The following is a 22,644-nucleotide window of genomic DNA, read 5'->3' as shown; positions in this document are numbered from 1 at the left end:
TAGAGATGACCGCTCCCAGCCGTAACCTGTCGCCGCGGACCACGATCCGGTTCCGGCCACCCCGCTTCGGGCTCGGCGGTTCGCCGATCGGCGAGCTGCCGGGTCCCGACGGTGACGCGGTCGCGACGGCGACCGTGGACGCGGCGTACCAGGCCGGCATCAGGTTCTTCGACACGGCACCGCACTACGGTGCCGGCCGTTCCGAACGACGCCTCGGTACTGCGCTCGCCCGCCACCCGCGCGGGGAGTTCCTGGTGTCCACCAGGGTCGGCCGGCTCGTCACCGGCGACGCTGACTTCTCCGCGGCCGGCATCAGGCAATCGCTCAGCGAAAGCCTCGACCGGCTCGCCGTCAGCGAGATCGACCTGGTCTTCATCGACGAGCCGGGGGAGCTGTGGCAGCAGGCGATGGACGAGGCCTGTCCGGCGCTGCTGGAACTGCGCGAGCAAGGGGTGATCAGTGCGCTGGGTGCGGCGATGGACGATTGGCAACTGCTCGACCGGTTCGTCCGGGACACCGAGATCGATGCGGTAGTGATCGCAGGGCAGTTCTCGTTGCTGGACCAGTCCGCGTTGCCGCTGCTGGATCGCTGTGAGGCGCGCGGGGTCGCCGCGATCGCGTCCGGAGTACTGACCCGACATGTCCTTCAGCCAGACCAGTCCAAGCAATCAAGTGATCCGCTGACCATCCGCGCCCGCCGCATCTCGGCCGTCTGCGAGCGGTACGGCGTATCGGTGCCGCAGGCCGCTCTCGCCTTCCCCAGTAGGCATCCCGCGGTCACGTCGGTCTTGATCGGTGCGGCCAGCCCTGCCGAGATCCGGGCCGATGCCGCCCTGGTCCGACAGCCTGTGCCGGCCACGCTGTGGCGCGATCCGGACCTCGCCAAGCTGATCACATTGCCGGAACGCTAAAAGCGGTCACCTGGGTCGGCCGGGGTTTGCGGGTCGCCGGGAGAGTTGGTGGGGAAGGGGCCTGTGATCGTGCCGCCGGGGCTCGGCGTCGTCCCCGACGGCCTGGGAGATCCAGTCCCCGGTCCCGTGGTCGGCGAACCAGTACCCGGTGGCGGCGTCGTCGGCGTCACCGTGACCGTCGTCGTGCCGCTCGGGTCCGGAATGACCGGTCCCGGGTCCACCTCAGGCGAGTTGCGGAACAGCAGCCACGCGATCAGTACTGCGAGCGCCATGATCACCGCCATCGCCAACAGCGACAGGATCAGCGCCACCCGCGACGCGGGGCGTAGTACGGCGGGCCAGGGGAGAGGCCAGATCCGGAACAGGCCCGGGCGGCGGCGGTTCTCCCAGTGGTGCCGGAAGTCGGGTCCGCGGAACCGGCCGACCTGGGGGATCCGGTCCATCAGCACCGCGGACAGGATCTCTTCACCCCGGCGCTCGGCGATCAGCCGCTCGTCGGCGGCCGAACTGGAGCCGTCGTCCTCGCGGACCGGGCCGACCGCGACCCACAGCGCCAGGTCGTCGTCGTCCGAGTTGTTGTGCGCCAGCACCGCTTCGGCGGGGATCGCTTCGACCGCCTGGACGAACCGATCCCGCGCCGCGGCGTCGTCGGCGGAACCTTCGGTCATCATGGCGACCACAGCGCCGCGGCCGGTGTCGTCACTCGCCGTGTACAGGTAGCCGGCCGCGTTCGCGCCCAGCCGCCCGCGCAGCCAGAACTCGCCGACCCTGGGCGGATCCTCCGGCATCAGCGGCAGCGCGTCCGGGATCGCCCGCGCGGGCACGCCGACCGGCGCCACGGCCGGTGGCGCTGGGGAGCGGGAGTCGATCGCGGTCATCAGAACCAATCCCACCACATCGGTGGTAGCGATGTCGCCCGAACCCCGACAGGTGGTTCTGATTTGGGCGGGTGGGCAGGATAGGAGGGTACCCGGGCGGGGCGCGCTGCTGCCCGGACCTTGCGATCTGATGGAATGGCGGCAGTTCCCGAGCACCTAAGGTCCGCAGCAGCAGGACCCCGGAAGGACAGGTATGACCGAAACCACTGTGCCGGCAGGGTCAGTGGCCCAGCAGTCCCACCTGGTCAGCGAGGCCATCACCGAGGTCAAACGGGTCATTGTCGGCCAGGAACACATGGTCGAGACCCTGATGGTGTCGCTGCTCGCGAAGGGGCACTGTCTGCTCGAGGGCGTGCCCGGTGTCGCCAAGACGCTCGCCGTCCGGACCTTCGCCTCCGTGGTCGGCGGCTCGTTCGCGCGGATCCAGTTCACTCCCGACCTGGTCCCGTCCGACATCGTCGGGACCCGGATCTACCGGCAGACCCGTGAGGCGTTCGACATCGAGCTCGGGCCGACCTTCGTGAACTTCGTCCTCGCCGACGAGGTGAACCGGGCCCCGGCCAAGGTGCAGTCGGCGATGCTGGAGCTGATGGCCGAGCGGCAGGTGTCGATCGGCGGCCAGACCTTCCCGATGCCGAAGCCGTTCATCGTGATCGCGACCCAGAACCCGATCGAGTCCGAGGGCGTTTACCCGCTGCCCGAGGCGCAGCGGGACCGGTTCCTGGTCAAGATCGACGTGCCGCACCCGCGCGGGCACGAGGAGTTCGAGATCCTCCGCCGGATGAGCGTGGATCCGCCGCAGCCGCGGCAGGTGCTGAAGCCCGAGACGATCATGGAGCTGCAGCGCTCGGCCGAACAGGTCTTCGTGCACAACCTGGTCGCGGAGTACGCGGTGCGCCTGGTGATGGCGACCCGGACGCCGACCGACTTCCACCTGCCCGACCTGGAGCCGATCATCGAGCTCGGGGTCAGCCCGCGAGCCACCCTCGGCCTGGTCTCGGCCGGCCGTGGGCTCGCGCTGATCCACGGCCGCGACTACCTGCTGCCGAGCGACGTCCAGACGGTCGCCCTCGACGTGATGGGACACCGGCTCGGCCTGACCTTCGACGCGGTCGCGGACAACATCGACCCGCGCGCCGTGATCGAGCGCATCCTCGCCACCGTGCCGCCCCCGCAGCCCGTCTGGCGCGACGGCAACGACGGCAACGGCCGACCAGAGTTCGTCTGACGTATGGCCAACCGACCTGACCCGCGGGTTGCGATGACGATCTCGCAGCTCGCTCCCGAACGTGCCCTGCGGCGGCTCGAGCTCACGGTGGTCCGGCGGCTCGAGGGCTATCTGCACGGTGAGCATCTCGGTCTGCTGCCCGGCCCGGGCACGGAGCTGGCCGAGGCCCGCGAGTACCAGGTCGGCGACGACGTCCGCCGGATGGACTGGGCAGTGACAGCCCGTACTACGGTCCCGCACGTGCGGGACCTGATCGCCGACCGGGAGCTGGAGACGTGGGCCCTGGTCGACCTGTCCGCCTCGATGGACTTCGGCACCTCGGTCCTGGAGAAGCGCGAACTCGCGGTCGCCGCGGTCGCGACCATCGGGTTCCTGACGCATCGGCTCGGTGACCGCTTCGGCGGCCTGATGCTGCGCGACTCCACCCTGCGCCGCTGGCCCGCCCGCTCCGGGCGGCTGGCGCTGTACGGGCTGCTCCGGGCGCTGCTGGCCGAGAAGGACAGCGGCGAGACCCAGGCCCGTAGCGACCTGGCCGGCGCGCTGGACTCGATGGCACGGATGCAGCGCAAGCGGGGTCTGCGGGTGATCGTGTCCGACTTCCTCACCCCCGAGGACGGCGAGACCGACAGCCGGATGGAGCCCTCCTGGGAGCGGTCGATGCGCAAGCTGACGGCCAAGCACCAGGTCCTGGCCGTGGAGATCGTCGACCCGCGCGAGCTGGAACTGCCGAACATCGGGGTGGTGCTGATCGGTGACCCGGAGACCGGCGCGATCCGCGAGATCGACACCCGCAAGCGCAAGGTCCGCGAGGAGTACGCCGCGGCCGCGCTGGCACAGCGGGAACGAACCAGGACCGCCTTGCGTAGGGTAGGTGCTGGACATCTGGTCCTGCGGACCGACCGCGACTGGGTCGCCGACACCGTGCGATTCGTCCTCGCCTACCGGCGAGTGGCACCGCGCCTGCACCAACCGCCGAAGGGAGTGGCTCGCTGATGGAGTTCCTGTCTCCGGCCAGACTGTGGTTCCTGCTGCTCATCCCGCTCGTCGTCGCGGGATACATCTACCTCCAGCACCGGCGCGCGCAGTACGCGCTGCGCTTCACGAACATCGCGCTGCTGGACCGGGTCGCGCCGCGCCGGCCGCAGTGGCGCCGGCATCTGGCCGTCGTCCTCGCGTTGCTCGCGACGGCTTCCTGCATCCTCGCGTTCGCCCAGCCCAAGGCCGAGGTGAAGGTGCCGCGCGAGCGGGCCACCATCGTGGTCGCGATCGACGTGTCGCTGTCGATGATGGCGACCGACGTCGACCCGAACCGGCTCGAGGCCGCGAAGAAGTCGGCCAAGAACTTCGTCAACCAGCTGCCGGCCAAGTTCAACGTGGCGCTGGTGAACTTCGCCGGTACGGCCTCGATCATCGTGCCGCCGACCACCGACCGGGCGACCGTGCAGCGGTCGATCGACGGTCTGGAGCTGGCCGAGTCGACTGCGACCGGTGAAGGCATCTTCACCTCGCTGCAGGCGCTCACCCAGGTCCCGCCGGACCCGGAGCACCCGAACGACCCTGCCCCGGCCCGCATCGTGCTGCTGTCCGATGGCAAGCGGACGGTCGGCCGGACGGCGCAGGAAGGTGCTCAGGCCGCGAAGGCGAAGAACACACCGGTCTACACGATCACCTTCGGTACCGACTCCGGCTTCATCGAGATGGACGGCATCCGCCAGCGCGTCCCCCCGGACCGCGCCGAGCTGCGCACCGTCGCCGAGATCACCGGCGGCGAGGCCTACACAGCGGAGTCCGCGGGCGAGCTCGAGGACGTCTACAAGGACATCGGCTCCTCGGTCGGCTACGACAAGGTCGACAAAGAGGTGACGTCGAGATTCGCCGGCATCGCCATGCTCTTCACCCTCGCCGCCGCCGGCGCCTGCATAGCCCTAGCCTCCCGCTTCCCCTAAGCGACCACCAGCTCCCGGTGAAGGCCGGCGCCCACCCTCACCTTCCGTTCATTCGCCCCCTTTTCACCCCTTAGGTCGGCGGGTCAGGTACAGACCGCGGAAAGGGTGAAAAGGGGGCGAATGAACGGTGCACCAGGGGGCGCCGCGGTGAGGCGAACTGCTACGTGCCGTTGATGAGGCGTACTGCGAGGTCGGGGTTGAACTGGCCTGCGGGGGTGGTGGGGGCTGTTCCGCAGGGGCCGTCGGAGTTGCCGGGGACCTTGACCCAGAGGAGCATCTCCGCGCCACCGCCCACCTGACTCGTCGAGCCCAGCCTGCGCCCGGCCGGGTTACACCACTGCCCGTTCGACCCGTTCCCGTTGCGACTCGTGTCGACCACGAACGGCTTGGTGTAGCCGTAGCGACTCGACAGGCTGCTCCGCACGTTATTCGCGTACGTGGTCGACGCACTCGTCGTGTAGTAGTTCGACACATTCACCACGAACCCACGCCCAGCCGACACACCAGCACCTTGCAACCGCTGCGCCATCGTGTCCGCCGCCACCCAGCCGGCGTTGCCCGCATCGAGATACGCCCACGTGTTCGGTGCCCGATCCCGGAACTGCTGCAGCGCGAACGTCAACATTCCGTTGCGCTCGGCAATGGCCGCGGCATCCATGCACTCGAAGTCCCCGAGCGCGTCCGGCTCCACGATCACCACCGCGGGCCTGGTCCCGATCGAGTCCGCAAACGCCGAGACCCACGTCCGGTACGCCGCGGGTGATCCCGCCCCACCCCCGGAATGACCGCCACACGCGTCCCGGCCCGGCAGGTTGTACGCCACCAGGATCGGCAACTTGTCCGCGTTGTCGGCCGCCCCGACAAAGGCACCGACAGCAGCACCGATGGTCGTCCCACTGACGTTGCCGAACCACTTCGCCATCGGCTGCGAGGCGATGTTGGTGTTGATCGTGCTCGCCCGCGAATCACTGCCATGACCGTTCACCCAGGTCTTAGGGGTGGAGTTCGGGTCCACATAGAACCCGCTGGTCAGCTCGATCGGACTCGCCAGCACCCTGGCCGGAGCAGCAGCCGCGGGAGCGCCGGCGCCGGATGCGGCCGGCCACCAACCCGTAGTACTGCCCTCGGCGTCGGCGAAGGCGGTGATCCAGGCGAGGGCCGAGTTCCAGTTCACCGCGACCTCGTTGGTGGAGTACGAACCGATCTCGTCGACATAGCAGGTCGCCGGCATGCACCCCTGGAGGTTGCGCTGGGCAACAGGATCCTGCAGCCCGGAATTCGGACCGCCCGCCAGCGATCCAGGGGCCGGCGACGGCAGCGTCGGGTCCAACGAATGCGCCCAGAACCGGTGATGCTGGTTATGACTGGCCCGCTCGCCGTACCCCGTCACATACGACTGATTGATCGCATTCCGCCCCAACAGATAGTCGAGGGACTCCAGCGCCGCCTCACGGTAGCTGTCCCGACCGGTCAGATCGTAAGCCGTTGCCATGATCATCGAGTTGTTCGCGACCGCACTGTTCGAGCCCCAGACGTACTTCCCGTCATCCGGCAGATAGGGATTCGCATACCCCTGCGCCCGGAGATCAGCGGCGTACTGATCGGCGACCTTGCTGATCCGCAGCACCAGCTTCAACCGCTCCAGCAACGACAGCCGTTGCGGCACGCGAGCAAGTGCGAGATCGGCAAGCCCGCCGGTCTCCTGCCACGAGAACCCGTCCGCAGCCTTCAGCTGGGTCGTGATCGCCTTCTTGTACGCCGACTTGCCGGTGGCGCCGAAGAGCTCGGCCGCGGCCCACGAGAATTCATCGGTCACCTTGGTGTCGTCGTACGCACCGCCGCCCTCGCCGCCGTCCGGGGCGTAGACCGCGGGATGCGCCTGAGCCGCCTTCCAAGCCGTCTCAGCAGCCTTGAGACACCGGCTCGCAAACGCCTTGTCCCACTTGGCGTAGACGCGTGCACACCGCGCACCGACAGCTGCGACGTTGAGCGTGGCCGCGGTGGACGGGGGATAGAGATACCGCTGCTGCGGATCGGCTGCAGGCGCCAGCGGCAGCCCGGTCCACTTCACGTCGTGGATCTTGTGGTGAACCATGCCTGCCAGCGGTTGCCCGGCAGGAACCTGCATCCGGAGGATGAAGTCGATCTCCCACTTCGCCTCATCCAGTACGTCGGGATCGCCGTTGCCCGCCTCGGGAATCCGGAGCGTGCCGTCGGCCGTCCCCTGGTCCCGATGCGTGGCGGACCGCTCGTACAGGTCGAGCAACTGCCAGGCCGCGAGCGCCCCGTTGACGACGTACTTGCCGTGGTCGCCCGCGTCGTACCAACCACCCCGTACGTCGAGGCTGTACGAGCACGTCCCCGGGAAGCACGGGACCGAGATGTCTCCCTTGTTGGGCGCGACCCCGAGGTGTCCGGCCGCTCGCGCATAGCCGTCACCCACGTAGGCCGACTCGATCGGGATGCCGCTGCGGTTCTGGTAGAAGTACTCGAGCGCGTCGTCCCGGAGCGGCTGGTAGACCCCGTCACCGATGTCGAACGGCTCACTCACCTGGTCGCCCAACGCAAGGCGGTATCCCTGGCCGGTGCCCCGATACTTGTCGAAGTCGATCAGCTGGACGTTGTCACCGGACATCGCATCCGCGCCGTACGGCTTGGTCCGACCGGTCCTCACCGCGCGGTCCTGCGAATCCAGCAGCCGCCACTCGAGCGGCTCGGTCGCGTCCGTCACGTAGGTGGCCCGCTTGGGCCCGTCGCCGAGATAGCCGAGCTGGTTCACCCGGACAGGTGAGCCGAGGTCCCGTACCCCACCAGGTGGCACGATCCCGCCGACGAACGAGATGTTGTCCAGGCACAACGTGAACGCCGCGGCGACCCCACCCTGTGGACCGCCGGCCTGGAAGGACACCTGGCCGTGGGTGTCCGTCACGGTCGACGTGCTGGTGAAGGTGAACGTCTGCGGGGACGTGGTGACCTTGGCGCCCTTGTTCATCACCGTCGTCCGCGGCACCGCCGCCATTTGCGCGACCGCCCGGATGTCGACGGTCTGGGTCGCGGACGCGTCGAACCGCAGCGTGTACGGCTGACCCGCCTCGAACGGCACGTCGTCCTGGCCGATCATCGCGTCCCACACGTTCACCGTGCCGGCCGGGACCTGCGCGCACAGCCGGCCGTCGGTGACCGCGGAGGGCGTGCTGCCGCTGCTCCACCACGGGCTCTTGCTGCCGGCGTCGAAGGTCCCGTTCAGAATCCGCTCGTACGGCGGGTCGCCGGTGGCCGCCGCCGTTGCGGTGACGGCGAGCAGGGGAGTGATCAGGAGCAGGGCAAGGGCTGGGCGGATGAAGAACATTGGCGTGCCTCCGCGATGGGAATGCGCTGGTAGCGCTCTCAGTTCTGGCCATCGATCCAGCGGCGTCCTTCCGCATGGTGCCGACGTGATCGGGGCGTGTCAAGACTGAAACCTGCCGGAAATGAGGTCTTCCCAACCGCCGACGCGTGCCCTATGGTCGGCTGGAAGCGCTCCCAGTTCTGGTTCCGATTAGCCGCCCCTCAGCTTTAGTGGAACCCGGCCGGCGCTGACTCAGCGGCGTCACCGTGGCCTCGGCGTCCGCCGTACTGGGAGCGCTTCCAGTTTCGAATCACCCAGCGGTGCCGGCCCGGAGGAGGGGCCAGAATCATGAGGCTTGGGAAAGCGCTTGCTGTCACCGTCGCCACCGCCTTGCTGGCGGTCGGCTGCGGCGGCAATGCCACCGACGACGCGGCCGGCGGCACCGTCACGCTCACCGTCAAGACCTTCGGGCAGTTCGGCTACGACGACCTGGTCACCCAGTACGAGGGGTCGCATCCGGGCATCAAGATCAAACAGGAGAACATCGCCAAACTGGCCGACTACACGCCGAAGCTGCAGCAGTGGCTGACCGCGGGCAGCGGCGCCGGCGACGTGGTCGCGCTGGAGGAGGGCATCCTGGTCAAGCTGATGGGCAAGCCCGACCAGTTCGTGAACCTGCTCGACCAGGGGGCCGGCGACCTGAAGGCCAACTTCCTGGAGTGGAAGTGGAACCAGGCGCTGACTCCGGACGGCAAGAAGCTGGTCGGGCTCGGCACCGACATCGGGGCCCAGGGCATGTGTTACCGCACCGACCTGTTCGCCAAGGCCGGTCTGCCCACCGATCGCGCGAAGGTCGGCGAGCTCTGGCCGACCTGGGACGGTTACCTTGCCACCGGCAAGCGTTTCGCGGCGGCCGGTGCCGGGGTGAGCTTCTTCGACACGGCCGGACCGGTCTACCAGAACATCCTGATGCAGCAGGGCGATCAGACCTATTTCGATCGCGAGAACAAGCTGATCGTCGACACGAACCCGGGGGTCAGGACGGCGTGGGACCAGACGATCAAGATGATCGACGCGGGGCTCTCCGGCAAGATCCAGATGTGGAGCCCGGCCTGGAACGCGGGCTTCAAACAGGGCAGCTTCGCGACCATCCCGTGCCCGGCGTGGATGCTCGGCGTGATCAAGGACCAGGCCGGTCCGGAGAACGCGGGCAAGTGGGACGTGGCCCGGGTGCCTGGTGAGGGCGCGGTTCGCGGCGGCTCGTTCCTCGCAGTACCGGCTCAGAGCAAGCATCCGAAGGAAGCGGCCGAGTTGGCGAAGTTCCTGACCAACCCGGCGGGTCAGACCGCCGCGTTCAAGGCGAAGAACAACTTCCCGTCGTCCCCGCAGGCGATCGATGACCCGGCGGTCTCCAGCGCCGTCAACACGTACTTCAACAACGCGCCGGTGGGCAAGATCTTCGGCCAGTCCGCGAAGAGCCTGCAGCCGGTCTACCTCGGCCCGGACAACCAGGTCGTCGGAGACGGCATCGGTGACGCGCTGACCGCGGTCGAGCAGGGCAAGCTCAAGCCGGACGAGGCCTGGACGAAGGCGATCAGCGACGCGAAGCGGGCCGTCGAGAAGTGACCGCCACCCTGACACCCGGACCGGTGCGGCGGAGTACAGCCGCGCCGGTCCGGGCCACCAGACCCGGCTGGCGGAGCCGCCTGGACTTGCACGGTTCGCCGTACCTGTTCATCGCGCCCTTCTTCGTCCTGTTCGCTCTGTTCGGGTTCTTCCCGCTGCTCTACACGGCCTGGGTCTCGCTGCGGTCGTGGGATCTGACGGGTGACGCGGGGTTCGTCGGCCTGGCGAACTACTCGCGGCTGCTGAGCGATCCTGACTTCTGGAACGCGATGCTGAACACGGTCGGCCTGTTCGTGCTGTCGACCGTGCCGCAGTTGTTCTTCGCCCTCGTCATCGCGGGGCTGCTGAACCGGCCGATCCGCGCGCTGATGCTGTTCCGGCTCGGCGTCCTCGCCCCGATCGTCACCTCGGTCGCGGCGGTCGCCATCGTGTTCGGCCAGCTCTACAGCCGTGACGCCGGCCTGGTCAACGGGGTGCTCGGGCTGTTCGACGTCGGCCCGATCGACTGGCAGGCGAGCAAGGGCTCGTCCTGGATCGCTGTCGCGAGCATGGTCAACTGGCGCTGGACGGGCTACAACGCACTCATCTACCTGGCCGCGATCCAGGCCATCCCCAAGGATCTGTACGAAGCGGCGCAGCTCGACGGCGCCGGCGCGATCAAGCAGTTCCGGGCGATCACCGTGCCGCTGATCCGGCCCGCCCTGATCTTCACCGTGGTGATGTCCACGATCGGCGGGATGCAGCTGTTCACCGAGCCGCTGCTGTTCGGTCAGGGCGACATCTCGGGCGGCAGTCTGCGGCAGTTCCAGACCGTGGCGATGTACATGTTCGAGCAGAGCTTCCAGAACTTCGACTACGGCTACGGGTCCGCGATCGCCTGGATGATCTTCCTGCTGACCGTGGTGGCCGGGATCGCGAACGCGCTGATCGCGCGCCGGCTCAGAGGAGGCACTCAATGAGGCGCGGCAACAGCCTGGTCTACCTGACATTGCTGGTCAGCCTGGTGTTGTCAGTCTTCCCGCTCTACTGGCTCTTCGTAGTCGCGACCCGCTCGAACGACGTGATCGGGCAGATGCCACCACCGCTCGTGCCCGGCGGCAACCTGGCCGAGAACGTCCGCCGCCTGTTCGGTGCGGAGCAGGCGAACTTCGCCCTCGGCCTGATCAACTCGATGATCGCGTCGATCGCCGTCACCGTTTCCGTGGTGTTCTTCTCGTCGCTGGCCGGCTTCGCCTTCGCCAAACTGCGGTTCCGCGGCCGGAACGCGTTGCTGCTGACGGTCCTCGCGACCATGATGGTCCCGGTCCAGATGGGGATCGTGCCGCTCTACATGGTGATGGTGAAGCTGGGCTGGCAGAACCAGTTGCAGGCCGTGATCGTGCCGTTCCTGGTCTCCGCTTTCGGTGTCTTCCTGATGCGCCAGTACGCCGAACGCGCAGTACCGGATGAGCTCATCGAAGCAGCCCGGCTGGATGGGTGCAGCACGTTCGGGTTGTTCGTCCGGGTGGTGTCACCCGCACTCCGGCCCGGAGCCGCGGTACTGGGGTTGTTCACGTTCATGAGCACCTGGAACGAGTTCCTCTGGCCGCTGGCGATCCTGGAGGCGGACAACCCGACCGTGCAGTTCTCGCTCAGCCAGCTGGCGACGCAGTACTACACCGACTACACGCTGATGTTCTCCGGCACGCTGATCGCGACCGTGCCGCTGCTGGTGGTGTTCATCCTGTTCGGCCGCCAGATCGTCAGCGGCATCATGGACGGCGCTGTCCGCTCGTGAGCGCGTTACCCTTTCGCCCAGGCCCGTCGACGAAGGAGAACGACCAGGTGGATGCACCCAGGCGGCAGCCGACACTCGACGAGGTCGCCGAGCGCGCCGGTGTGTCGAGGTCGGCGGCCTCCCGCGTGATCAACAACGCGCCACACGTCAGCCGCGCCAAGCGCGAGGCCGTACGGCGCGCCGTCGACGACCTGGGATACGTGCCCAACGCAACGGCCCGGGCGCTCGCCACCCAGCAGGTCGGAGCCGTCGTGCTGGCGATCTCGGGGGACGACCCGGCGATGTTCGCCGACCCGTTCTTCGCCGAGGTGGTGGTCGGGGTGAACTCCGTCCTGGAGGAGACCGACCTCGAGCTGATGCTGTCGCTCGCCACCTCGACCCGCGGTCAGGCCCGCCTCGAACAGCTTCTGCGGACCCACCAGGCCGACGGCGTGATGCTGATGTCGTTGCACGGCGACGACCCGCTGGCGGCCCTCGCGGACCGCGCCTCGGTCCCGGTCGTCTTCGGTGGCCGCCCCCTGAACTTCGAGCCCCGGTACTACGTCGACGCGGACAACCGTGGTGGAGCGAGACTGGCAACCGAGCACTTGGTGAAGGCGGGGCGGAGGAAGATCGCCACCATCACCGGCCGCCTGGACGAAGGTGCTGGGATGGCGCGACTCCAGGGCTTCCAGGACGCACTGGCAGTCGCCGGACTGGACAGCTCCCTGATCGACCACGGCGACTTCAGCGAGGACGGCGGCAGCCTCGCCATGAGCCGTCTGCTCGAACGAACCCCCGACCTCGACGCAGTCTTCATCGCCTCCGACCAAATGGCAGTAGGCGCACTCCGAACCCTGGCCCAGTCCGGTCGCTCAGTCCCGGCCGATGTCGCCATCGTCGGCTTCAACGACCTCCCCAGCGCCCGCCACACCGTCCCACCCCTAACCACCATCAACCAGCCCATCCACGCCCTCGGCCGAGAAATGGCCCGCATGCTCCTGTCGCTCATGTCCGGAGACCACCCAAGCCCCCTCATCCTCCCCACCCGCCTGGTCCTCCGCGACTCAGCCTGAGGCCCCGCCGGACGGTTCGCCTGACCGGGGTGGTGGGGTGGGGAAGGCCGGTGTACGGAGTACGGGCTGGATCGCGACACGACGGTGATGTAGTTGACACGGCGAGGTTGCTGGTGTTGGTGGGGTCGGTGGTGCACTATGTACTAGCTGTTGCCGGACTTTCGAGGCCGTGTTCGAGAACGCTGGGGAAGGCGCCCCTCGAGCACAGGAGGTCCGGTGGCGACGACTCGTGGCGTTCTTTACGTCCACACGGTGCCGTCAGCGTTGTGCCCGCATGTCGAGTGGGCAGCGGGCGGCATCCTTGGTGTGCCCGTGAAGCTTGACTGGACCCCGCAGCCAGCGGCCCAGGGGACTTACCGGGCAGAGCTGTCGTGGCAGGCGGAAGCCGGCACGGCGGCGAAGTTGGCGTCCGCTCTTCGCGGTTGGCAGAAGCTGCGCTTCGAGGTCACCGAGGAACCGAGCAACGGCGTCGAAGGCGAGCGGTACTCCTTCACGCCGACTCTCGGTGTCTTCCATGCGACCACCGGGGTGCACGGCGACATCATGGTGCCGGAAGAGCGGCTGAAGGCAGCGATGCTCAAGGCCGCCAGTGGCGAGGCAGATCTGACCGAGGAGGTCGAGCGGCTGCTCGGCCGTCCCTGGGACGACGAGCTCGAACCGTTCCGGTACGCCGGCGACGGCGCGCCAGTCCGCTGGCTACATCAGGTGGTGTGAGAGCGCGATCCTGAGAACTTCAGAAGAAAGCAGTTCCGCTGAGAGCTTTCTCCGAACTTTTCTACGATGCTAGGTGTCAGACATTCCACCAGGGTGGGAAAAGGACCGTGGCCGCTGGGCCACCGGGTGTCGGGACACCCCCGGTAGTCAGAAACAGCGGCCGCACCACTTGAAGGGCGCGAACCTCACGGTTCGCGCCCTTTCATCTTGCTAACGTCCGAAGACCCGAGGGGCAGGCCCCCCGGGTCTTCGGACGTAAGGCGTCTCTACAGGGGGATGTTGCCGTGGTGGCCGCGAACCCGGCCGGTGGACTCGGCGAGGGCGATCGCGGCGGCGAGGGCGGAGCGGGTGGCGCTGGGCTCGACGACCTCGTCGACGACGCCGATCTGGCGGGCTCGTTCGATCCCGCCGGCGATCTTCTCGTGTTCGGCGGCCAGCTCGGCCTCGACCTGGGGACGCAGCTCGGGCGCAACCTCGGCCAGCTTGCGACGGTGCAGGATGCGGATCGCGGCGATCGCGCCCATCACGGCCACCTCGGCCCGCGGCCAGGCGAACACCCTTGTCGCACCCAGCGATCGAGCGTTCATCGCGATGTAGGCGCCGCCGTAGGTCTTCCGGGTCACCAGGGTGACCCGCGGTACGACCGACTCGGCGAAGGCGTGCAGCAGCTTAGCGCCACGCCGTACGACGCCGTCCCACTCCTGACCGACACCGGGCAGGTAGCCGGGGACGTCGACCAGCACGACCATCGGGATCCCGAACGCGTCGCACATCCGGACGAAGCGGGCCGCCTTCTCCGCACTCAGCGCGTCGAGGCAGCCGCCGAGCCGGAGCGGGTTGTTCGCGATCACGCCGATGGTCCGCCCACCGAGCCGGCCGAGCGTGGTGACGATGTTCGGGGCCCACCGCTGGTGCAGCTCGACCCCCGACCCTTCGTCGAGCACCCCACCGACCAGCGGATGAACGTCGTACGCGCGCTTGGCCGACTCGGGCAGCAGCCCGGACAGGTCGGTGTCCGGCACGTCGCTGGAGACGTCGCCCTGGTTCGAGAACAGGTCGGCCAGCTGACGGGCCTTCTCGATCGCGGCGGCCTCGGAGTCGGTGGTGATGTGCACGACGCCGGAGCGCCGGCCGTGCGGCTCGGGACCGCCGAGGCGCAGCATGTCGACGTCCTCACCGGTGACCGAGCGAACCACGTCCGGACCGGTGACGAAGATCCGGCCCTCGGGGCCGAGGATGACGATGTCGGTCAGCGCCGGTCCGTACGCCGCGCCGCCCGCCGCCGGACCGAGCACCACAGAGAGCTGCGGGATCTTCCCGGAGGCCTGCGTCATCTCGTAGAAGATCCGGCCGACGGCGTGCAGGCTGAGCACGCCCTCGGCCAGCCGGGCGCCGCCGGAGTGCCACAGACCGATGATCGGCAGCTCCTCCTGGCGGGCGACCTGGTAGGCCTTGACCACGACCTCGCAGCCCTCGTCGCCCATCGCGCCACCCATCACCGTGGCGTCCGAGCAGAAGGCGACCACCGGCGCACCGGCGATGGTGCCGCGGACCGCGAGCATGCCGGACAGGTCGTCCGGGGTGATCAGCTCGAGGGTGCCCGGGTCCAGCAGCTGGGTCAGCCGGCTGAACGGGTTGCGGGGATCCTGCTCACGGGGCAGCTTCGCCGGTTTGACGGGGGCAGTGGTCACAGGGGTCCTCCCGGATCAGACGGACTGACGGCAGCAGACTGAGGTTGAAGCTTCAGACTGTTTTGAAGGCGAGGGCGACGTTGTGGCCGCCGAAGCCGAAGGAGTTGTTCAGTGCCGCGATGTCCCCGTCACCGAGCTTGCGCTGCTCGGTCGCGATGTCGAGATCGACCCCGTCATCGACCTTGTCCAGATTGATGGTCGGCGGTACCAGCCGGTGGTGCAGGGCGAGCACGGTGGCGATCGACTCGACCGCACCGGCCGCACCGAGCAGGTGACCGATCATCGACTTCGGCGCGGTCGCGACCGCGTGGTCCGCCGCACTACCGAGTGCCTTGCGGATCGCCACCGACTCGGCCACGTCGCCGGCCGGGGTGGAGGTCGCGTGGGCGTTGATGTGCACGATGTCGCCGGTGGCGAGGTCGCCCTCGCGTAGCGCCTGCTTCATCGCGCGCTCGGCGCCCGAACCGGTCGGGTCGGGCTGCACGATGTCGTGGCCGTCGGCGGTGATACCGGCGCCGGCGAACTCGGCGTAGATCTTCGCGCCGCGAGCGATCGCGTGCTCGTACTTCTCCAGGACCAGGACGCCGGCGCCCTCACCAAGCAGGAAGCCGTCGCGATCGACGTCCCACGGCCGGGATGCGCGCTCGGGGTCGTCGTTGCGCTTGCTCAGCGCCATCATCTGGCCGAACGCGGCCAGCGGCAGTCCGGCGATCGACCCCTCGGCGCCACCGGCGACCACGATGTCGGCGCGGCCGAGCCGGATCTGGTCGGCGGCCAGCGAGATGGCCTCGTTGCTCGAGGCGCAGGCGGAGACCGGCGTCTGCACGCCGGCCAGCGCGCCGAGCTCGAGGCCGACGTTGGCGGCGGCCGAGTTCGGCATCAGCATCGGGATCGCCAGCGGCGACACCCGGCGCGGGCTGGTCTTCAGCGCGTCGTAGTTGGTCAGGGTGGTGAGCAGGCCGCCGATGCCGGTCGCGATCGCCACGCCGAGCCGCGTCTTGTCCAGCTCCACGTCGGCCAGGCCGGAGTCGGCCCAGGCCTCCCGGGCGGCGACGATGGCGAACTGGGCGTTGCGGTCCAGCCGGCGGGCCTTGACCCGCTCGATCACCTCGGTCGGCTCGACCGCGGCGGGAGCGGCGATCTTCACCGGCAGCTCCTCGACCCAGTCAGCGGTCAGCAGCTTCGCGCCCGACCGGCCGGCCAACAGCGCGTCCCAAGTGCTGGCGACGTCGCCTCCGACCGGAGTCGTGGCTCCGAGCCCGGTGACGACGACTCGGGTCTTCGACATGGTTACCTCATCCTTCGGGGTGAGAGCGGGTGATGGAAGGTCTAGCCGGAGCGGTTGCTCACCGGACTCTGAGATCCGGTGAGCCCCAGCACGATGGCAACGGCGTGGATCAGCCGTTCTGGGCGCGCTCGATGAACGCCACCGCGTCGCCGACGGTCTTCAGGTTCTTGACCTCGTCGTCGGGGATCTTCACGGTGAACTTCTCCTCGGCGGCCACCACGACCTCGACCATGGAGAGCGAGTCGACATCGAGGTCGTCGGTGAAGGACTTGTCCAGCTGGACGTCCTCGACCGGGATGCCCGCGATCTCGTTGACGATCTCGGCGAGGTTGGAGCGGATCTCTTCGGTGCTGGCCATCAGTTCGTTTCCCTTTCGGATTTCTGCTGCTGCTGGGGTTCGCCGGGACCGGCCACCTGAGCCGTTCCCGGACATCTCTGTTAGGGGAGCCGGATCACCTGGGCGGCGAAGACCAGGCCCGCGCCGAAGCCGATGATGAGAGCGAGATCGCCGCTCTTGGCTTCGCCGCTGTCCCGCATCGCGGTGAGCGCGAGCGGGATCGAGGCGGCCGAGGTGTTGCCCTGCCGCTCGATGTCACGAGCAACCTTGACATGCTCGGGCAGCTTCAGCGCGCGACGCATCGCGTCGGTGATCCGCATGTTCGCCTGGTGCGGCACGAACAGGTCGAGGTCCTCGGACTTCACCCCGGCCACGTCCAGCGCCTGCTGTGCGGTCTTCGCCATCTCGAACGAGGCCCACCGGAACACCGGGTTGCCGTCCATCCGCAGGTTCGGCCAGTTGTAGCTGCCGGCCGCCTCCTGCCAGGACTCCTTCTGGCTGATCACCTCGTGCTGGGTGCCGTCGGATCCCCACACCACCGGGCCGATGCCCGGCTGCTCGGACGGCCCGACCACGGCAGCCCCCGCGCCGTCGGCGAAGATGAACGCCGTACCGCGGTCGGTCCGGTCGGTGATGTCGCTCAGTCGCTCGACCCCGATCACCAGCACGTACTTCGCGCTGCCGCCGCGGATCAGGTCACTGGCCATCGCGATGCCGTAGCAGAACCCCGCGCAGGCGGCCGAGACGTCGAACGCGGCCGCGGTCGGAGCGCCGACCGCCACCGCGATCTGGGTCGCGATCGCGGGGGTCTGGTAGAGGTGCGTGACGGTGGCGACGATGACACAGCCGACCTGCGCCGGGTCGACCCCCGAGTCCTCCAGCGCGGCCTTGGCGGCGTGCGTGGACATCATCAGTACGGTCTCGTCCGGCTCGGCCCAGCGCCGCTCCTTGATCCCGGAGCGGGTCTGGATCCACTCGTCGCTGGAGTCGATGTGCTCGAGGATCTCCGAGTTCGGCACCACCCGGCGCGGGCGGTAGGCGCCGATGCCGAGGACCGCGGTGTGGGTGGCGCCGGTGGACGGCGTGATCTGCGCGTTCATCAGTTCACCGCGCTCGGGTGCAGGCGGACCAGCGGCTGACCTGGGGCGACCGGGTCGCCCTCCTCCACCAGCCACTCGACCACGATGCCCCCATGCGGAGCCCGTACTTCGAGTTCGTCGCGCAAGCTCTTCACCATCGCCACCACCTCACCGGCCTCGACCGTGTCGCCGGGCTCACGGGGCACGTTCGCCTCACGGGTGAACGTGCCCTTCATCGGGGCGACCAGGAGCCGCCAGGTCGGGGAGGCGTTGATCTCCGAGGGGCTGCCGTGCTTGTCCACGAAGGCGCGGGCATCGTCCAGCTGATCGGGCGTCTTCAGCGCGAAGGTCTCGACACCCTTCAGCGCCCGCTTGGCGATCCCGGTCAACGTGCCGGCCGGGGTCATCTCCAGGATGCCGGTCACCTGTAGGTCGGCCATCGTCTGCATACACAGGTCCCAGCGGACCGGCGCGTTGACCTGCTGGACCAGCCGGCTCAGGACGTCGCGGCCGTCGTGCACGATCTGGCCGTCGCGGTTCGAGATCAGTCGCGAGCGCGGGTCGTGGGTGGTGATGGACCGGGCGTAGCCGGCCAGCGTCTGGACGGCCGGCTCCATGTGCTTGGTGTGGAAGGCACCTGCGACGGACAGCGGGACCAACCGGGCCTTGGCCGGCGGGTCGGCGGCCAGTGCGGCCAGCTCTTCGACCGTGCCGGCGGCAACGATCTGACCGGGGCCGTTGTCGTTCGCGGCGGTCAGGCCGTGCTCGACGAGCTTGGCCAGCACCTCGTCGCGATCTCCGCCGAGCACCGCGGTCATGGAGGTGGCGGTCGCGGCCGAGGCAGCTGCCATCGCCTTGCCGCGCTCGCGGACCAGGACCATCGCCTGCTCGGCGCTGATCACGCCGGCACCGACGGCAGCGGCGATCTCACCGACGCTGTGGCCGGCCAGCGCGCCCATCTTGGTGAACGCGTCGCCGGGGTGCGGGAAGACCGCGAGCGCGGCCAGCATGCTGGAGGCGACCAGCAGCGGCTGCGCGATCGCGGTGTCGCGGATCGTGTCGGCGTCGGCCTTCGTGCCGTAGTGGACGAGGTCGAGGCCGGCCACCGCGGACAGCCAGTTGAGCCGGTTCTCGAAGACGGGGTCCTCGAGCCAGGGCTCGAGGAAACCTGGGGTCTGGGCGCCCTGTCCGGGCGCGACGATGACGAGCACGGGACAACTCTCCCTGAGCCGGGACGTTCGTGGGCCGGGCAGCCGCACGAATTCTACCGGCCCGCTTTTGTAGGAATCCTACAAAGTGTACGAACCGGGCTCCGGGTTGAGCAGGCGGCCCAGGGTCAGTGCGACACGCAGTGTGAAAGCGTCGCGGGGATTCGTCGGGGAGTAGCCCGTGATTTCCCCCACACGCTTCAGCCGGTACCGGACGGTATTGGCGTGGATGAACATCGCCCGGGCCGTCGCCTCGATGGAACCACCGGAGTCCAGGTACGCCGAAACGGTGTCCAGCAGCACCCCATCGCCCATTGTGAGCGGGCCGTAGACGTCGGAGGCCAGTTGGCGGCGGGCATGACCGTCGCCGGACAGTGACCGTTCGGGCAGCAGTTCGTCGGCCTGGACCGGCCTTGGAGCACCCGGCCAGGCGGGCGCCGCGCGGAGTCCGGCGACCGCTGCCCGGGCCGACGTGACCGCCGCCATCAGGTCCCGCACGGCCGGGCCGACGACGATCGGACCCGGTCCGAAGAATCCGGCGAGTTTTTGTACGATCTCGACAGGTTTGCTCGTACCCCCGAGTACTATCACCAGCCGATCGCCCTGCATCGCGCACAGTGCGTCGGCACCGGCCTCGCGGGCCGCGTGCCGGACCATGTCCGAGACGTTCGCGCTGCCGGTTTCCGCCGCCGGTGCCCTTCCGACGACCACGGCGACGTCCGACGACCCCGACGTACCGGAGCCGGTCCAGCCGAGCGCGGAGGCGCGGGAGCGGACGGATTCGTCGGCTTCACCGCGGATCACCGAGTCGACGACCAGCGCTTCCAGCCGGGCGTCCCAGGCGCCGCGCATCTCGGCGGCCTGGGCGTAGACGGTGGCAGCGGCGAAGGCGACCTCGCGGGCGTAGCGCTGCATCGCCTCGCGGACCACCGGGACGTCGTCCTCGGGCAGCAGGTCGCCGATGGTGTTCTCGATCATCTCGATCGTGGTCCGGACCAGGTCGACGGTCTGGTGCAGCGAGATCACCCGGGTGAACTCACGCGGTGCCGAGCCGAACATCCGGGTCGGCATCGACGAGTGCGCCTCGGGATCACGGAACCAGTCGACGAAGGCGGTGATGCCGGACTGCGCGACCAGTCCGATCCAGGACCGGTCCTGCGCGGACAGTTTGCCGAACCACGGCAGCTTCTCGTCCATCGCGGCGGTCGCGGCGGTGGCGAGTGCTCCGGTCGCACCCTGCAACCGCTCCGCGGTCGCGTCGTGTGCCAAAGCGGCCGCTCGCACCTCGGCCCTGCTCAGCACCTTCGCTGTCCGCTTACCCGCCACGCCCCGACCCTAGCCGCAGTCAGTGGCGCGCTGCGGCTCAGCCGGACGGCCGGACTGCGGCGGATGGTCGGTGCGGGGCGTCATGATGGGGGCATGAGCGACAAGGTGGGTGTGGCGAACGCGGTCGAGGCGCTGCGGGCTATCGGGTACTACCTGGAGCGTGATCGGCAGCCGACCCATCGGGTGAAGGCGTATCGGCGGGCGGCCGACACGATCGAGGCGCTGCCTACTGCCGAGGTGAGGGCCAGGCGCAGGGCCGGGACGCTGACCGAGTTGCCGGGGATCGGCCCGAAGACGGAGGCCGTGATCTTGGAGGCGATGGACGGCGCGACCCCGTCGTACCTGGTGAAGCTGGAGCAGGCGGCGGGTGCCCTGACCGAAGCCGGTACTACGCTGCGCTCCGAACTGACCTCGGATCTGCATCTGCATTCCGAGTGGTCCGACGGCGGTAGCCCGATCGAGGAGATGGCGCGGACGGCGTTCCGGTTGGGGCACAAGTACATGGCGCTCACCGACCACTCGCCGAGATTGACCGTGGCGAACGGGTTGTCCCGGGAGCGGCGGTTGCAGCAGATCGAGGTGGTCGGCGAGCTGAACAAGAAGCTCGCGGACGAGCTGGACGGCTTCACCATCCTGAACGGGATCGAGGTGGACATCCTGGACGACGGGTCGCTCGACTGTGACACCGAGATCCTGGCCCGGCTCGACCTCGTGGTCGCCAGCGTGCACTCGAAGCTGCGGATGGCCTCCGAGCCGATGACGGAGCGGATGGTCCGGGCGATCGCGAACCCTCACGTCGACGTCCTCGGGCACTGCACCGGACGGCTGATCACCGGCGATCGGGGGACCCGGCCGGAGTCGGCATTCGACGCCGAGGTGGTGTTCGAGGCCTGCCGGCAGTTCGGTACGGCGGTGGAGATCAACTCGCGGCCCGAACGGCTGGATCCGCCGAAACGCCTGCTGGCGTTGGCCGTCGAGGCCGGCTGCATGTTCTCGATCGACACGGACGCGCATGCGCCGGGTCAGCTCGACTGGCAGGTCTACGGCTGCGAGCGGGCCGAGGAGTGCGGTGTCACGGCAGACCGCGTGATCAACTCCTGGGAATCGGACGCATTGCTGGCCTGGGCCCGCGCCTGAGTGGCGCGGGCGCGGGCTCAGTCAACTTCGTCGTCGAAGGGCCTGACCTCGATCGGCACCCCGCAGGCCGCGGTGGCCTTGGCAGCCCATCCGTGCGCGGCCTCCAGATCGGGCGACCTGATCACCCAGAAGCCGGCCATGTACTCCTTCGCCTCCGTGAACGGGCCGTCGGTGATCAGCACCTCGTCGCCGGTGATGCGCACCACCGAGGAGTCGGACACCGGGAGCAGACCGCCGCCGAACATCCAGACGCCCTGGGCCCGCATCTCCTCGTTCACGGCCTCCACCGCGCCCGGTGGCGAGATCGGAGCGGGTGCTCCTTCGACATGCTGGACCGCGAGCAGATATTGCTTCATCTTCGTCTTCCCTTCGTCGAGTTCGTAGCCGTTCCTTGCCACCTACACGAACGGCCGGAGCGGGAATCGACACCGGCCCCAAGAATTCCACGACCAGGCGTCCATACTCGGTCTATGAGCGATCTGGAGAAGGATCCGGCCGAGGTGGTTCATCAGTCTTCCGAGGCCGAAGGGCCGGTGCTGGAACTGCTCGAGGCGCGACAGGTGGTGCTGGGACGGACCACCAAGGTCCGGCGGCTGCTGCCGAACAAGAACCGGCGGATGGTCGGCGCCTGGTGCTTCGCCGATCACTACGGCCCGGACGACCTGACCAAGCGCGTCGATCCGTACGACGTGCCGGGTGCCGCGGGGATGTTGGTGCCGCCGCATCCGCACACCAGCCTGCAGACGGTCAGCTGGCTGTTCGAGGGCGAGATCGAGCACCGCGACAGCGTCGGCTCGCACGCGATGGTCCGGCCCGGAGAGCTCAACATCATGACGGCGAGCAACGGCATCGCCCACTCCGAGGTCTCACTGCCCAGCGCGCCCCCGATGCTCCACGGTGCCCAACTTTGGGTTGCCCTGCCCGACTCCGTCCGCTCGACCGTCACGCCGACCTTCAACGCGTACGCCGAACTGCCCGAACTGACGCTCGACGGAGCCCGGGCCACGGTGATGATCGGTACGGTCGGCGGAGTCACCTCGCCCGCTCCGGCGTACACGCCTCTCGTCGGGGCGGATGTGATCGTCGAGCCGGGACGGACCGTCACCCTGCCGCTC

The 22,644-nt window shown here is 68.7% G+C and carries 20 protein-coding genes; 11 read left to right on the top strand and 9 right to left on the bottom strand.

Translation table 11 applies throughout. The annotated features are described in order from the left end of the window. Window positions 1-5: 5 nt before the first annotated feature. Complete coding sequence (locus tag VFG33_RS20125) at window positions 6-911, top strand: aldo/keto reductase (protein WP_325054453.1); 906 nt, start codon at window positions 6-8, stop codon at window positions 909-911. Here VFG33_RS20125 and VFG33_RS20120 read toward each other — a convergent pair. Then, on the bottom strand, window positions 908-1,789 hold the full coding sequence (locus VFG33_RS20120) for a hypothetical protein (protein ID WP_325054452.1): 882 nt from the start codon (window positions 1,787-1,789) through the stop codon (window positions 908-910). The genes VFG33_RS20125 and VFG33_RS20120 overlap by 4 nt on opposite strands. A 193-nt stretch (window positions 1,790-1,982) precedes the next feature. On the opposite strand from VFG33_RS20120, the gene VFG33_RS20115 reads away from it, so the two are divergent. The 3 genes from VFG33_RS20115 to VFG33_RS20105 are packed head-to-tail and all read left to right on the top strand — an operon-like array spanning window position 1,983 to window position 4,963. After that, entirely contained in the window at window positions 1,983-3,017 is a 1,035-nt protein-coding gene (locus tag VFG33_RS20115) for an AAA family ATPase (protein WP_325054451.1), read from the top strand. Window positions 3,018-3,050: 33 nt separating this feature from the next. Further along, on the top strand, window positions 3,051-4,010 hold the full coding sequence (locus tag VFG33_RS20110; protein WP_325054450.1) for a DUF58 domain-containing protein: 960 nt from the start codon (window positions 3,051-3,053) through the stop codon (window positions 4,008-4,010). Further along, a complete protein-coding gene (locus VFG33_RS20105) occupies window positions 4,010-4,963 on the top strand; it encodes a VWA domain-containing protein (protein WP_325054449.1) in 954 nt (317 codons plus the stop codon). The genes VFG33_RS20110 and VFG33_RS20105 overlap by 1 nt, the downstream gene beginning before the upstream one ends. Window positions 4,964-5,123: 160 nt before the next feature. Here VFG33_RS20105 and VFG33_RS20100 read toward each other — a convergent pair whose 3' ends face one another. Then, entirely contained in the window at window positions 5,124-8,312 is a 3,189-nt protein-coding gene (locus VFG33_RS20100) for a glycoside hydrolase family 9 protein (RefSeq protein ID WP_325054448.1), read from the bottom strand. A 327-nt stretch (window positions 8,313-8,639) separates the two neighbouring features. On the opposite strand from VFG33_RS20100, the gene VFG33_RS20095 reads away from it, so the two are divergent. From VFG33_RS20095 to VFG33_RS20075, 5 genes are all read left to right on the top strand, one after another. After that, window positions 8,640-9,917, top strand: coding sequence for an ABC transporter substrate-binding protein (locus tag VFG33_RS20095; protein ID WP_325054447.1), 1,278 nt, complete (start codon window positions 8,640-8,642; stop codon window positions 9,915-9,917). Then, window positions 9,914-10,876, top strand: a complete 963-nt coding sequence (locus VFG33_RS20090; RefSeq protein ID WP_325054446.1) for a carbohydrate ABC transporter permease — start codon at window positions 9,914-9,916, stop codon at window positions 10,874-10,876. Before VFG33_RS20095 ends, VFG33_RS20090 begins: the two co-directional genes overlap by 4 nt. Next, complete coding sequence (locus VFG33_RS20085; protein ID WP_325054445.1) at window positions 10,873-11,694, top strand: carbohydrate ABC transporter permease; 822 nt, start codon at window positions 10,873-10,875, stop codon at window positions 11,692-11,694. Before VFG33_RS20090 ends, VFG33_RS20085 begins: the two co-directional genes overlap by 4 nt. 47 nt (window positions 11,695-11,741) lie before the next feature. After that, window positions 11,742-12,749 carry a LacI family DNA-binding transcriptional regulator gene (locus tag VFG33_RS20080; protein ID WP_325054444.1) on the top strand — a complete coding sequence of 336 codons (1,008 nt, stop codon included), beginning with the start codon at window positions 11,742-11,744 and terminating at the stop codon, window positions 12,747-12,749. A 216-nt stretch (window positions 12,750-12,965) separates the two neighbouring features. Next, window positions 12,966-13,463 carry a DUF3145 domain-containing protein gene (locus VFG33_RS20075; protein WP_132193951.1) on the top strand — a complete coding sequence of 166 codons (498 nt, stop codon included), beginning with the start codon at window positions 12,966-12,968 and terminating at the stop codon, window positions 13,461-13,463. A 266-nt stretch (window positions 13,464-13,729) separates the two neighbouring features. Here VFG33_RS20075 and VFG33_RS20070 read toward each other — a convergent pair whose 3' ends face one another. From VFG33_RS20070 to VFG33_RS20045, 6 genes are all read right to left on the bottom strand, one after another. Continuing rightward, window positions 13,730-15,154 carry an acyl-CoA carboxylase subunit beta gene (locus tag VFG33_RS20070; protein ID WP_325054443.1) on the bottom strand — a complete coding sequence of 475 codons (1,425 nt, stop codon included), beginning with the start codon at window positions 15,152-15,154 and terminating at the stop codon, window positions 13,730-13,732. A 52-nt stretch (window positions 15,155-15,206) separates the two neighbouring features. Beyond that, window positions 15,207-16,442, bottom strand: a complete 1,236-nt coding sequence (locus VFG33_RS20065; RefSeq protein WP_325054442.1) for a beta-ketoacyl-[acyl-carrier-protein] synthase family protein — start codon at window positions 16,440-16,442, stop codon at window positions 15,207-15,209. A 109-nt stretch (window positions 16,443-16,551) separates the two neighbouring features. Then, window positions 16,552-16,800, bottom strand: coding sequence for an acyl carrier protein (locus VFG33_RS20060; protein ID WP_524538138.1), 249 nt, complete (start codon window positions 16,798-16,800; stop codon window positions 16,552-16,554). 80 nt (window positions 16,801-16,880) lie between these two features. After that, a complete protein-coding gene (locus tag VFG33_RS20055; protein WP_325054441.1) occupies window positions 16,881-17,879 on the bottom strand; it encodes a beta-ketoacyl-ACP synthase III in 999 nt (332 codons plus the stop codon). Continuing rightward, complete coding sequence (locus VFG33_RS20050; protein ID WP_325054440.1) at window positions 17,879-19,069, bottom strand: acyltransferase domain-containing protein; 1,191 nt, start codon at window positions 19,067-19,069, stop codon at window positions 17,879-17,881. Before VFG33_RS20050 ends, VFG33_RS20055 begins: the two co-directional genes overlap by 1 nt. A gap of 78 nt (window positions 19,070-19,147) precedes the next feature. Beyond that, window positions 19,148-20,392 (bottom strand): PucR family transcriptional regulator, encoded by a 1,245-nt coding sequence (locus VFG33_RS20045; protein ID WP_325054439.1) that lies wholly within the window; start codon window positions 20,390-20,392, stop codon window positions 19,148-19,150. A gap of 93 nt (window positions 20,393-20,485) precedes the next feature. Between VFG33_RS20045 and VFG33_RS20040 the strand changes: the two genes are divergently transcribed. Beyond that, window positions 20,486-21,529: a PHP domain-containing protein gene (locus VFG33_RS20040; RefSeq protein WP_325054438.1), complete on the top strand. Its 1,044-nt coding sequence runs from the start codon at window positions 20,486-20,488 to the stop codon at window positions 21,527-21,529. A gap of 17 nt (window positions 21,530-21,546) precedes the next feature. On the opposite strand, the gene VFG33_RS20035 is transcribed toward VFG33_RS20040, so the two are convergent. Beyond that, window positions 21,547-21,885 (bottom strand): YciI family protein, encoded by a 339-nt coding sequence (locus VFG33_RS20035; RefSeq protein WP_325054437.1) that lies wholly within the window; start codon window positions 21,883-21,885, stop codon window positions 21,547-21,549. Window positions 21,886-21,999: 114 nt separating this feature from the next. On the opposite strand from VFG33_RS20035, the gene VFG33_RS20030 reads away from it, so the two are divergent. Further along, on the top strand, window positions 22,000-22,644 hold a 645-nt coding region (locus tag VFG33_RS20030), incomplete at its 3' end, for a pirin family protein (RefSeq protein ID WP_325054436.1).

This window comes from Kribbella sp. (assembly GCF_035687465.1).
Taxonomy (GTDB): domain Bacteria; phylum Actinomycetota; class Actinomycetes; order Propionibacteriales; family Kribbellaceae; genus Kribbella.
The sequence above is the reverse complement of the archived record's forward strand: the minus strand, read 5'-3'. Positions and strand labels throughout refer to the sequence as shown.